The following is a 12,218-nucleotide window of genomic DNA, read 5'->3' on the forward strand; positions in this document are numbered from 1 at the left end:
GGTCAGGTACGGAGCGGCGAAGTACCATTCCTCATCCGACACATCCGTTGGGTAGGCTCTGCGCTTTTTCATTCCGCCAGGATACCAGGTCTGGCGGGAAGTGCCTAACACGCTCTAGAGAGAAACGGAGCGTAGCGGACATTACCCCCAAGATCGAGGGGAGCAGTTCTGCCAGGCGCGAACAATCGACAAGGCATGACAAGTCGCTGACGATCAAATCAAGAACTGCATTTGTATTGAATTCCCGTACGCATCGAAACGCGCTCCTGAGCGCAGCTTCCTCGGCTACACCGTTAAAGATTCCTTAGAGATTGACGATATCCGAAGATGGGCCTATGGGTTTCCCCAATCATGCGTCGAACAATATTCAAAATCATCGCTCTTTGCGTGCTCCATGCATCATTTGCTGCCAACGTAGCCGCATCCGGGGCGCCAGCCAGGCCGCTCGATGAGCTTCGCATGTCGGACCACATGATCGGCATTGTCGAGAACAGCGAGAAAGCCACCTACGACCAGACACTCGCCGCGTATCGACAGGCGATCCTCGAACATCCCGCCGATGTCGCATTGGTTGTATCGGCATGTAAATTCAGTGAGCGCTTCGCCATGTCGGAAGACTCGACATGGGCCGATGCAGCAGGGAAGGATTTCAACGCCTGCCAGGCGACGCTGGAGAAAAACTATTCAACCGATACGGACGTCGAGTTGTTCTTGCTCGAGCATAAATACGGCAGGCCAGCGATTGAATTTGGCGAGTTGCTCGTAGCACGCTCCAGAATCTGGCCGGCGCCGCAGCAGGCTCGCTTGTACGCAGCGCTTTCGAACGCGTACACCGCGGTGAAAGACGATGAGCGTGCGGGCAAGGAGGCTGTCCTTGCCGTGAAAGTCGATCCCGCCAGCGCCCAACTGGTTAAGGCCATGCGCTATCTCGCGAAGAAGAACGAGACTGCCGGGGCGGCCAGGCTGCTCGCCTCGGCGCCTTTACCCAAATTCCTATGGTTTGAAATCCAGCGGATCCGCGCTGCGACGGAGCTACTGCCAGGGAACGAGGCGAAGGACGAGTTGCTTCGCGCGCAACACGCCGGGTTGAAGATAGACGCCTACACCGCGGCACGCGCATTGGAGCATGTCGGCGACGCGGCGGGCGCCAACGCGATATTGAGCGCCAACAACGTGTCGCACGAAAATGAAACGCCCCAGAACCGGCAATTCCGTCTCGATGTGGCATTCGACGCCAACGATTCGAAGGTCGCCGCCGATATCATTCGAGGTCAATACGCGGCAACACATAATGCCGCGCAGCTTGCGCCAGCCTATGTGCATCTCATTGGTCTTGATCCCTCCCTCGCCGGCCGTCGCGACCTGATTCCTGTCGCGATGAGTTTCATCACGTACCTGCTTACGGTTGCAGCCGTGCCGGGACTGTTGATGTTTCCGGTCCACTATCGCGGCACCGTTCGCCAGCGCATCGGCAAAGCGTGTACGCCGCTTTTCGAGCGTATTGGATTGCGACATGCGTGGCTGGCCCTTGCGATATTTCTTCCGGCGGTCTACGTCGTTGCGATGCTTCGTTTCGGGGGCAACCTGTCGCTATCGCCTACCGGGGGTGGCGTTGCCCGCATCGACTGGCAAAAGCGCCTCGCGGTGTCTCACCTATGGGCGCTTCTGTTTGTAGCAGTGGGGCTTGTTTCGGTCGGAAGGCTGCTTTCGTGGCGCGACTGGCTCGGCAGCGGCCGGTGGAAGCCGAGCTGGTTGCTGCCTCCTGGGGCGCTGCTCCTCTACAACGTCAATCTGTGGTTGTCGCACCCTCATACGCCGTATAACTGGGCTCACGCAACCTGGGCAGTCGCGCTTGTTCACGGCGCCGAGTCGCTCGGCGGCGTGCCGCTCGCGCTGATCGTCTTGTCGTTGCTGGTTCCGGTCATGGAGGAACTCGTCTTCCGCGGCTGCTTGTTGGGCGGCCTTTCGCGTCATCTCAGCTTCGGCTGGGCCAATTTCCTGCAAGCGATGGTGTTTGCGAGCATGCATCAGGACAGCAGTCACTTCATCTACCTGTGTGCGATGGGCGCGACGGCGGGATGGCTCGCCAAAAAAACCAAAGGGTTGTCGATGCCGATACTATTTCACGCGCTCAACAACGCGATATTCGTGTTTTCGGCGACGGCCCGATAGCGTTTGTTTCAGTGCCTGCCATCTGCAAGAACCGTAAGCTTTGTTGCGTTGCATCCCGGAGGCATGCCGCTCGACTCGTCCGGTTTTGAGCCACGGCATTCCGGGTCAGCCGCAGTTTGCAGAATCCTGCATGAGCAGCGGTGTGTCGCAAGCCGGAGATCAGCGATGCGATTTTCTTTAATTCGGCGCGGTTTGCACAATTCATCGGCGGTCAGATACATTATCAAACCGGCATCGGTGAATTTGAATTCAAGCGGCCCCGCTGGCTGGCGCAACGAACGGCGTAACGAACGGCGTAATCCACGCCGTAACCCGTGGCGGCCCGGCGCGGCAGTTTCACAAACAATGATGCTGGCACTAAAACAGCCCAGTCGCGATAGCGGACGATGCTCCGGGAGGCACTGCCCGATACGCTGAGCCGATGTCGCTCGCCGGCCAGCACCGTCGCACGCGGCACGAGGCGCCCGGAACCCAGGAGACAGCGATGGACCAGTGGCAACGCGAGCACATCGAGACCGTCGTCCTGACGACCACCAGTGAGTCGGTGGCGGCCGCACGCGCGCACGATGCGATCATCCAGAGTTCGTGGCGGCGTTGCGTGCACCAGTACGGTCTTGATCCGGCCCGAATGCAGGAAGCGCGCATCCTGCCCCAGATTCGGTTGCGCGAGCATCAGCAGCGCATCGACGATTTCACGCGGATCGCCCGCCATGGCCTCGAAACCCTCTACGGCCAGGTGGAGGGCATGGGCTACGTGGTCCTGTTGACGGATGCCGATGGCGTCACCGTCGATTACCTGGGCGATGCCGGCTCGGACGCCGCGCTGCGCCGCGCCGGCCTCTATCTGGGCGCCGAATGGAGCGAGAACGGTGCGGGCACCTGTGCGGTCGGTACTGCGCTCGCAACCGGTCAGGCGTTGACGGTGCATCAGTCCGATCATTTCGATGCGACGCATATTCCGCTGACCTGCACTGCGGCGCCCCTGTTCGATTCCTGTGGCCGGCTCAACGCGATTCTCGATATCTCCGCACTGAGTTCACCGCTGGCCAAGCACAGTCAGATGCTTGCGCTGCAACTCGTGCGTATGTACGCCAACCAGATCGAGGACGCTTATTTTCTGCGTCGGCACCGGCAGGACTGGATGCTCAAGCTAAGTCCGGCACCCGAGTTCCTCGACGTCAATCCGGAGTATCTGATCGCACTCGACGCCGATGGCCGGATCTCCGGCCATAACCGCCGCGCCCAGCAAATGCTGATGGCCGAGCACGGGGGCGAGGCAATGGCGCCGTCGCTGCTCGACATGCGGTTCGAGGCGTTTTTCGATGCGCGCCCGGAGGATCTGGGCCGCTTCGTTTATTCGCGGCCCAGCGAGCAGCGCGTCGTGCGCTTGACTCATAGCGGAAAACGGCTCTACCTGAGCGTGATGCCGCCTGTGCTGCGCTTGCACCCCCGGATACAGGACAGCGTGTCGCCGCCGCCGTTGCCGGCCGAACTGGCGGCGCTATGCGGCGGCGATGCGGCATTGCAGCAGCAATTGCAGCGCGCCGCGAGGCTGATCGATTCGCCGATCAATCTGCTCATCAATGGCGAGACGGGAAGCGGCAAGGAGTTTCTGGCCAAGGCGCTGCATCGGGCCAGCTCGCGCCGCAATGGCCCGTTTATCGCGGTCAATTGCGCGGCGATTCCCGAAACGCTGATCGAGAGCGAGTTGTTCGGGCATCTGCCCAACAGTTTCTCGGGCGCCGGTTCGAGGCCGAGGCGCGGCCTGATTGAGGAGGCCAACGGCGGCACGCTGTTTCTCGACGAGATCGGCGACATGCCGCGCGAGTTGCAGTCGCGTCTGCTCCGGGTGCTGTCCGAAGGCGAGGTGCTGGCGATTGGCGCTTCGCGTCCGGTGCGCGTCGATGTGCGCGTGATTTCGGCCACCCACCACCCGCTCGATCAACTGATCAGCAACGGGCGGTTTCGCGAGGATCTGTATTACCGGCTCAACGGTGCGCGCTTCGTGCTGCCGCCGCTGCGCGAGCGCGACGATCTGGACTGGCTTGTGGAGAAGCTGCTTGCCGTGCCGGAGGGCGGGCCTGGCTTCACGATTTCGGAGGCGGCGCGTGAGCGGCTGCATCGGCATCGCTGGCCGGGCAATTTGCGTGAATTGCGTAATGCGCTCGAATATGCGCGCGCGGTGTGCAGCCACGGCCACATCGAAGCGGACGACCTGCCCGAAGGCCTGGGCGAGACCGCGGAGGAAGTTGCGTCCGCAGCGTTCGCGGCGTCCGCAGTGTCTGCAGCATCCGACCAGGCGGCGCATCCGGCCGATGCACAGGAACCGCACACGCTGCCGCCCGAGGGCATGCTGCTCATGCAGTATCTGCGCGCCTCGGGCTGGAATCTGAGCGCCGTCGCGCGCCAGATCGGCATTAGCCGCATGACGCTGTACCGCCGCATGGCGCGCTACGGCATTCAGTCGCCAAACCGCAGCGATACTGGAACAAGCGAGGGATCGGGCGAACTTCCGCGTTGAATGCGCGGCCGCCGCGTCCTTCGCGTCCGCCACGTCCGCCACGTCCGGCCGATACGCCTGTCCACCTTGATGCAACTGCTGCTGTGACACCTGTCACGGCAGCACGCTGCGACGCTGCATTTCAGGCTCATTTTCTCGGGGTATTCACCTGGGCTTTCTGCCCATTTTGAGCGCCGCGCCGCTGGCATGGCAGTTGCAATACGTACGTCTGTCAAAACAAACACATCAGGAGACAGGCATGCGCGAACCTTCTCCGGTTCGACCGCCGCTGGTTGGCATCATCGCCAATCCCATTTCGGCGCGCGATATCCGTCGGGTTATCGCCAATGCGAACAGTCTGCAGCTCGCTGATCGCGTGAATATCGTGCTGCGGCTACTCGCTGCACTGGCCGCAGGCGGCGTTGGCCGCGTGCTGATGATGCCGGACCGCGAGGGGCTGCGGGTCATGCTGCAGCGGCATTTGATGCGCGCGCAAGGACCTGACGCCACGCTCGCGGCGGTCGAGTATCTGGACATGCCGGTCACCGGCAGCGTGGACGACACGCTGCGCGCCGCGCACATGATGCGCGAGGCAGGCGTCGCTGCCATCGTGGTGCTCGGCGGTGACGGGACGCATCGCGCGGTGGTCTGCGAGTGCGGCGACGTGCCGATCGTCGGGCTTTCCACGGGCACCAACAATGCCTTCCCCGAAATGCGCGAACCCACCATCACCGGACTGGCGACGGGCCTGTTCGCCAGCGGGCGTATCCCGGCACGGTACGCGCTCGCAAGCAACAAGCGCCTCGAAGTGACGATTCGCGAGCCCAACGGAACGGTGCGGCACGACATCGCGCTGGTGGACGCAGTCATCTCCCGCGAGCAATACATCGGCGCACGCGCCGTGTGGAAGACCGACACGTTGACGGCGGTCTATGTGTCATTCGCCAGTCCGCAGGCAATCGGCCTGTCCGCCATTGCGGGCCTGCTCGAACCGGTCGGCCGCGACGAACGCGGCGGCCTCGCCATCGAGTTGGGCAGGCGGGGCCGTTGCGCATTCGAGCTGATGGCGCCGATCGCGCCCGGCCTCATGCAGCCGGTGCCGATCGCGTACTGGCACCGCCTCGAGCATGCGGTGCCGCAGCGTGTGCAACAGCACGCGGGCATCGTCGCGCTCGACGGTGAGCGCGAGATGGCATTCGGCAAGCATGACGAAGTATTCGTGACCTTGCACGAGAACGCTTTTTCCAGCATCGACGTCGCGGCCTGCATGAGCTACGCCGCTGGCGCGCACCTGATGCGCAGCGGCACAGGTACAGGCCCAGGCGCAGGCCTGCCCGTTCCCGAGTTCCGCACTTTCACCCCCCAAACCTGAAACAAGGAGACAGACATGGCAACAGACATCGCTGCAGGGCCGGTTCAGCTGCCGCTCGACAAGGAGACGCTGCTCGCGGTCTATCGCAAGATGCGCACGATCCGCGAGTTCGAAGAGCGGCTGCACGTCGACTTCGGCCGCGGCGACATTCCCGGCTTTGTGCACCTCTATGCAGGCGAGGAGGCGACCGGCGTCGGCATCCTGCATCACCTCGGTGACGGCGACCGCATTGCGAGCACGCACCGCGGACACGGCCATTGCATCGCCAAAGGCGTGGACCCGGTGGCGATGATGAAGGAGATCTATGGCCGCAAGGGCGGCTCGTGCAACGGCAAGGGCGGCTCGATGCATATCGCGGACCTGTCCAAGGGAATGATGGGCGCCAACGGCATTCTCGGCGCCGGTGCGCCGTTGATCTGCGGCGCTGCATTGGCCGCCAAATTCCGCGGCAAGGGCGAGGTCGGCATCACCTTCTGCGGCGATGGCGCGTCGAACCAGGGCACCGTTCTCGAAAGCCTGAACCTCGCGGCAGTCTGGAATTTGCCGGTGATCTTCGTGATCGAGAACAACGGCTATGCCGAATCGACCGCGCGCGATTACGGCACTGCCGTGGACAGCTATGTCGATCGCGCCGCCGGTTTCGGCATCCCCGGCGTGACGGTGGACGGCACTGATTTCTTCGCCGTACACGAGGCCGCGGGCGAAGTCATCCGGCGTGCGCGCGAGGGCGGCGGCCCGTCGTTGCTCGAATGCAAGACGGTGCGTTTTTACGGCCATTTCGAGGGCGATGCGCAGACCTATCGCGGGCCCGGCGAACTCGACGACATTCGCAGCAACAAGGATTGCATCAAGAAGTTTGCGCACGTGGTGACGCGGGCGGAGGTGATTTCGCGCGATGCGCTGGAGGCGATCGATCGCGAGGTCGCGGCGCTGATCGAGCATTCGGTCGTGGAAGCCAAGGCCGCGCCGCTGCCGGGGCCCGAGGATCTGCTCTCGGATGTCTACGTGAGCTATTGAAATCAGCGTGCGACGACCGATTCAATCATTCAATCAGGAGACGAAATCATGGCCAGAAAATTGAGCATGAAGCTGGCGATCAATGAAGCGATCGACCAGGAAATGATTCGCGACCCGAGCGTCATCATGCTGGGCGAGGACATCGTCGGCGGCGCGGGCGCGGACGGCGAAATGGATGCGTGGGGCGGCGTGCTCGGCGTGACCAAGGGCCTCTACGCCAAACACGGCGACCGCCTGCTCGACACGCCGCTATCCGAATCCGCCTACGTGGGGGCGGCCATCGGCGCGGCTGCGTGCGGCATGCGGCCGATTGCCGAGCTGATGTTCATCGACTTCATGGGGGTGTGCTTCGACCAGATCTACAACCAGGCAGCGAAGTTTCGCTACATGTTCGGCGGCAAGGCCGAAACGCCGGTGGTGATTCGCGCGATGGTCGGCGCGGGCTTCAGGGCCGCCGCCCAGCACAGCCAGATGCTGACACCGTTGTTCACGCACATTCCCGGCCTCAAGGTGGTGTGCCCGTCCACGCCTTATGACACGAAGGGGCTGCTGATCCAGGCGATCCGCGATAACGATCCGGTGATTTTCTGCGAGCACAAGAACCTGTACGGCCTCGAAGGCGAGGTGCCGGAAAGCTCGTACACGGTTCCGTTCGGCGAGGCCAACATCGTGCGCGACGGCAAACACGTATCGATCGTCACGTACGGCCTGATGGTTCATCGCGCGCTGGAGGCCGCAATCGTGCTCGCGAAGGAGGGCATCGAGGCAGAGATCGTCGATCTGCGCACGCTGTCGCCGCTGGATATCGACACCGTGCTCGAAACGGTCGAGAACACTGGCCGCCTGGTGGTGGTGGACGAGGCCAGCCCGCGCTGCAACATCGCCACCGATATTTCCGCACAGGTTGCTCAACGCGCATTCGGCGCGCTCAAGGCCGGGATCGAGATGGTTTGCCCGCCGCATACGCCGGTGCCGTTCTCGCCCGCGCTGGAAGACCTGTATATCCCGAGCGCCGCGCAGATTGCTGAAGCGGCACGCCGCACCATGAAAGGAGGGAAGAACTGATGGGCCCGATTACCCCTATCGTAATGCCCAAGTGGGGGCTGGAGATGCGTGAAGGCACGGTGCAGGACTGGCTGGTCCGTGAAGGTGACCGTATCGAAGTCGGAACGGCGCTGCTCGACGTGGATACCGACAAGATTTCCAACTCGGTGGAAGCGCCCGATGCCGGACTGCTGCGCCGCATCGTGGCGCAAAGCGGCGAGACGCTGCCGGTCAAGGCGCTGCTCGGCGTGCTCGCGGAGCATGACGTGAGCGATGCCGAGATCGAAGCGTACGTCGGCGCTTACGAGGTGCCGGCCGTCGGCAGCGGCGACGAGGACGCGGGCCCCGCGTTCGACTATGCCGAGGTGGACGGCATTCGCGTGCGCTACGCGCGGCGCGGGCCGGAGTCGGGCACGCCGGTGCTCTTCATCCACGGCTTCGGCGGCGACCTGAACAACTGGCTGTTCAACCTCGATGCGGTGGCGGAGAAGCATCCGGTGATCGCGCTCGATCTGCCCGCGCACGGCCAGTCCCAGGTGAAGCTGGCGGGCACGACGCTGCAGGAGCTGGCTGCCTTCGTCGGCCGCTTCATGGAGACCATCGGCGTCCCATCGGCGCATCTCGTCGGCCACTCGATGGGCGGCGGCGTGGCTGCGCAACTGGCGGTGGATGCGCCGCAGAAGGCGCGTTCTCTGGCGCTGATCGACAGTGCGGGCCTCGGCGACGAAGTCAACGCCGACTACACCGATGGCTTCGTGCGTGCCGAGTCGCGTCGCGAACTCAAGCCCGTGGCCGAACTGCTGTTCAACGACACGGCGCTCGTGAGTCGGCAGATGCTGGACGATCTGCTCAAGTACAAGCGGCTCGACGGCGTCGCCGAGGCGCTCACTGCGCTCGGCACGGCGTTGTTCGGCGACGGCAGGCAACGCGAGCAGCCCGGCAAGGCGCTGGGCGGCTTTGACGGGCCGGTGCTGGTGGTCTGGGGCCGCGAGGATCGCGTCATCCCGAGCGCCCATGCTGCAGCCGCGCCTGCGGGTGCAGTGGTGGCGGTGCTCGATGACGCCGGCCATATGCCGCAGATGGAAAAGGCCAACGAGGTCAACGCGCTGCTGCGCCGGCATCTGGGGCAGTGAGTCAGGCTGGCCGGCACGGGCCAGGACATTCCGATCGTGAGGTGCGGGGCGAGCAGCCCCGCAGCGCCTCATTCGAAATAAACCGAGCAAACCGAGGAGTTAGAACGATGAAGGCAGCGCGTTTTTATGATCGCGGCGACATTCGCATCGAAGACATTCCCGAACCCGTCGTGGAGCCGGGCACTGTTGGCATCGAGGTGGCCTGGTGCGGGATCTGCGGCACGGATTTGCACGAATTCATGGAGGGGCCGATTTTCATTCCGCCGTGCGGCCATCCGCATCCGATTTCCAGAGAGTCCGCGCCCATCACCATGGGCCATGAATTTTCCGGCGTGGTGTATGCCGTGGGTGAAGGCGTGACCGATATCGAAGTCGGCCAGCACGTGGTGGTGGAGCCTTATATCGTGGCCGACGACGTGCCTACGGGACCCGGCGAAAACTACCACCTGTCGAAAAACATGAATTTCATCGGTCTGGGCGGCCGTGGGGGCGGCCTGTCCGAAAAGATCGCCGTCAAACGCCGCTGGGTGCACAAGATTTCGAAGTCCATTCCGCTGGATCAGGCCGCCTTGATCGAGCCGCTATCGGTGGGCCATCATGCATTCACCCGCAGCGGCGCAAAGGCTGGCGATATCGCCCTGGTCGGCGGCGCGGGTCCGATCGGCCTGCTGTTGTCCGCGACGCTTAAAGCCAAGGGCCTGCGCGTTATCGTCACGGAGTTGAGCGCGAAGCGCAAGGAGAAGGCCCGCGAATCCGGCGTGGCCGATTACATTCTCGATCCGTCCGAGGTGGACGTGGCCGCGGAAGTGATGAAAATCACCGGCGGCAAAGGCGTGGATGTGGCGTTCGAATGCTCCAGCGTGAACAAGGTGCTGGACACGCTGGTGGCCGTCACCAAAGCAACGGGCGTGGTGGTGATCGTGTCCATCTGGAGCCATCCGGCCACCATCAACGTACACAGCGTGGTCATGAAGGAACTGGACGTGCGCGGCACGATCGCGTATTGCAACGATCATCAGGAAACGATCAAGCTGGTTGAAGAAGGCAAGATCAATCTCGAGCCGTTCATCACCCAGCGCATTCAACTGGAAGATCTTGTTTCAAAGGGATTTGAAACGCTGATTCATAACAACGAATCAGCCGTGAAAATCATCGTCCAGCCCAGATTGAAGTGAGCGGAGCCCCTACGCGATAAGGGGCGATTGGCGTAGTTCTTCGCGGCGATGGACAATGTCACCGGCCCGTCCGCCAATGCGGACGGCGACCTGACGTTCCACCAGGCCGCGAAGCACCGCTCCGGTTCTTCGCGCCCGCCCCTTATTCATGTGAACATGCCCTGGTCCATGCCATTTGACATCGTCGACTTCGATGCCGACACAACCGATCCCCTTGCGGCGGAAATGGCGCTGCTGTCGCTGGCCGAGACGGGCCGCTGCGTCGCGCATCTGTGGCAGGCGCCGGTTTCGCTCGTGGTGCCGCGCAGCTACCGGCGCTTCGCCGACCTGGAGACTGCCCGCGCCGGGTTTGCGCAGCGCGGATGCCCGGTTTTTCTGCGCATGTCGGGCGGCGGGCTGGTGCCGCAGGGGCCGGGCATTCTCAACCTGAGCCTCGCCTGGCGGGTGCGGGGCAACGCGAGCGAACATTCGGAAGCGGTCTACCGGCATCTGTGCGAGATTCTGCGCGAGGCGCTGGGCACGTTCGGGCTTCAGACGCATTGGCAGGCGGTGGAAGGGTCGTTCTGCGACGGACGCTTCAATCTCGCCTGGGGCGCGCCGGGTGAGGCGCAAAAGATCGCCGGGACCGCGCAATACTGGCGCCGCGTGCGATCGGACGCGCACGGGTCGCAGACGCCGCTGCATGCGGTATTGGCGCATGCGGTGCTGCTGGTCAGCGCCGATCCGGAGGAAATCAATGAGCGTGCCAATGCTTTCGAAGACGCGATCGGAAGCGGAAAGCGTTATGAAGCCGGGCGTGTCGTCAGCGTGCAGCAGGCGCTTTCCCGAGCGGGACTGGCATCGCCGGACGGGCTTATCGCACGGGTCATGTCGGCGCTGCGCGCGAGCGTGATGACGATGCCGCCGCCCTTCGATAACGACGATTGATTGCCGTCGGCAGGAGGGCCTGAATGCCGGAAACGGAACGAGGATTGTCGATCAGGTGATTCGCTTTTGCGCGTCTCGCCTTTCGTCTATCCGTTGCCGTGCATTTACGTGGCCGATTCGAGCGGCGCGCAGGTTGCCGTGCGCAACTGGGGCGTTGGCTCATATTACGACTTCGGCAAGGTCTCCACGAGCGCGCTCATTACGACGGTGAGCAACACGGCCAATGGCGGCGTAATCGCGCAAGGCGAAATCGGCGCGACGTATCAACTGGTGCCCGCCGTGCAGATCGGCGCCGACTACATGTACATGAAGGGCAACGCGTATCTCGACAACAACCACGCACACCAGATTTCGACGTCGGTCGATTACCTCTTGTCGAAGCGGACGATGGTCTGCGTGCAGGCGGTGTATCAACGCGCGAATTCCGGTGTGCAGGCGTTGATCGGCGGCATTATCGACTCGAACGGAACGTCGAGCGGGCCGAGCCGGTTTCTCGCCCGTGTGGGCATCGAAACGCGGTTTTAGGCGGTTGGCGCTTTGGTTTGCTGATTGTTGCGCGGTCCGGTCATGCGAACGGATTTACCCTCTCTTCGATCACCTGGCGTTGTTTAAGCTTGATTTAAGCGACGCTACCTACGCTTTAAACAAACCTTGAGCAAACAACGACTCGGGGCATCCGCGAACGGAGAGGGAGGTTGAGATGGTGTACCTGATTACCGACTTGAAGATGGTCGAAAGTTACGGCCAGATTAAGGCTGAAAGCGGCAAGGCTGCGCTGGAAGCGTTTGCGCACAGCAACGGCTTTCTCGATCTGATGGAGCTTACTTCCGCACAACCCGCGTTCGCCAACGATTTGATCGCCGTTCAACTGCAATAAG

The 12,218-nt window shown here is 62.8% G+C and carries 10 protein-coding genes; all 10 read left to right on the forward strand.

Annotated features, from left to right (window positions below; translation table 11 throughout):
• Positions 1-459 precede the first annotated feature (459 nt).
• The 10 genes from EPN59_RS10790 (at position 460) to EPN59_RS10835 (ending at position 12,217) form a co-directional block, all read left to right on the forward strand.
• A complete protein-coding gene (locus EPN59_RS10790; protein WP_293046024.1) occupies positions 460-2,172 on the forward strand; it encodes a CPBP family intramembrane glutamic endopeptidase in 1,713 nt (570 codons plus the stop codon).
• A 484-nt stretch (positions 2,173-2,656) separates the two neighbouring features.
• Complete coding sequence (locus EPN59_RS10795) at positions 2,657-4,693, forward strand: sigma-54-dependent Fis family transcriptional regulator (RefSeq protein ID WP_293040275.1); 2,037 nt, start codon at positions 2,657-2,659, stop codon at positions 4,691-4,693.
• A gap of 238 nt (positions 4,694-4,931) precedes the next feature.
• Positions 4,932-6,044 carry an NAD(+)/NADH kinase gene (locus EPN59_RS10800; RefSeq protein ID WP_293040273.1) on the forward strand — a complete coding sequence of 371 codons (1,113 nt, stop codon included), beginning with the start codon at positions 4,932-4,934 and terminating at the stop codon, positions 6,042-6,044.
• Between the two features lie 15 nt (positions 6,045-6,059).
• Positions 6,060-7,061, forward strand: coding sequence for a thiamine pyrophosphate-dependent dehydrogenase E1 component subunit alpha (locus tag EPN59_RS10805; protein WP_293040270.1), 1,002 nt, complete (start codon positions 6,060-6,062; stop codon positions 7,059-7,061).
• 48 nt (positions 7,062-7,109) lie between these two features.
• The gene (locus EPN59_RS10810; protein ID WP_293046027.1) at positions 7,110-8,126 is read left to right on the forward strand and encodes an alpha-ketoacid dehydrogenase subunit beta; all 1,017 of its coding nucleotides are present in this window, start codon (positions 7,110-7,112) and stop codon (positions 8,124-8,126) included.
• The gene (locus EPN59_RS10815) at positions 8,126-9,238 is read left to right on the forward strand and encodes an acetoin dehydrogenase dihydrolipoyllysine-residue acetyltransferase subunit (RefSeq protein ID WP_293040264.1); all 1,113 of its coding nucleotides are present in this window, start codon (positions 8,126-8,128) and stop codon (positions 9,236-9,238) included. Before EPN59_RS10810 ends, EPN59_RS10815 begins: the two co-directional genes overlap by 1 nt.
• A 107-nt stretch (positions 9,239-9,345) precedes the next feature.
• Positions 9,346-10,413, forward strand: a complete 1,068-nt coding sequence (locus tag EPN59_RS10820; protein WP_293040261.1) for a 2,3-butanediol dehydrogenase — start codon at positions 9,346-9,348, stop codon at positions 10,411-10,413.
• A gap of 168 nt (positions 10,414-10,581) precedes the next feature.
• Positions 10,582-11,340 carry a lipoate--protein ligase family protein gene (locus EPN59_RS10825; protein WP_293040284.1) on the forward strand — a complete coding sequence of 253 codons (759 nt, stop codon included), beginning with the start codon at positions 10,582-10,584 and terminating at the stop codon, positions 11,338-11,340.
• A gap of 66 nt (positions 11,341-11,406) precedes the next feature.
• The gene (locus EPN59_RS10830) at positions 11,407-11,865 is read left to right on the forward strand and encodes a porin (protein ID WP_293040258.1); all 459 of its coding nucleotides are present in this window, start codon (positions 11,407-11,409) and stop codon (positions 11,863-11,865) included.
• A 175-nt stretch (positions 11,866-12,040) separates the two neighbouring features.
• Positions 12,041-12,217 carry a hypothetical protein gene (locus EPN59_RS10835; RefSeq protein WP_293040256.1) on the forward strand — a complete coding sequence of 59 codons (177 nt, stop codon included), beginning with the start codon at positions 12,041-12,043 and terminating at the stop codon, positions 12,215-12,217.
• The last annotated feature ends 1 nt before the right edge of the window (position 12,218 follow it).

Source organism: Paraburkholderia sp. (genome assembly GCF_004298475.1).
Lineage (GTDB): Bacteria > Pseudomonadota > Gammaproteobacteria > Burkholderiales > Burkholderiaceae > Paraburkholderia > Paraburkholderia denitrificans.

Coding starts and splice junctions, on each gene's coding strand:
- EPN59_RS10790 (WP_293046024.1), top strand. CDS start 460: ATGTCGGACCACATGATCGGCATTGTCGAGAACAGCGAGAAAGCCACC.
- EPN59_RS10795 (WP_293040275.1), top strand. CDS start 2,657: ATGGACCAGTGGCAACGCGAGCACATCGAGACCGTCGTCCTGACGACC.
- EPN59_RS10800 (WP_293040273.1), top strand. CDS start 4,932: ATGCGCGAACCTTCTCCGGTTCGACCGCCGCTGGTTGGCATCATCGCC.
- EPN59_RS10805 (WP_293040270.1), top strand. CDS start 6,060: ATGGCAACAGACATCGCTGCAGGGCCGGTTCAGCTGCCGCTCGACAAG.
- EPN59_RS10810 (WP_293046027.1), top strand. CDS start 7,110: ATGGCCAGAAAATTGAGCATGAAGCTGGCGATCAATGAAGCGATCGAC.
- EPN59_RS10815 (WP_293040264.1), top strand. CDS start 8,126: ATGGGCCCGATTACCCCTATCGTAATGCCCAAGTGGGGGCTGGAGATG.
- EPN59_RS10820 (WP_293040261.1), top strand. CDS start 9,346: ATGAAGGCAGCGCGTTTTTATGATCGCGGCGACATTCGCATCGAAGAC.
- EPN59_RS10825 (WP_293040284.1), top strand. CDS start 10,582: ATGCCATTTGACATCGTCGACTTCGATGCCGACACAACCGATCCCCTT.
- EPN59_RS10835 (WP_293040256.1), top strand. CDS start 12,041: ATGGTGTACCTGATTACCGACTTGAAGATGGTCGAAAGTTACGGCCAG.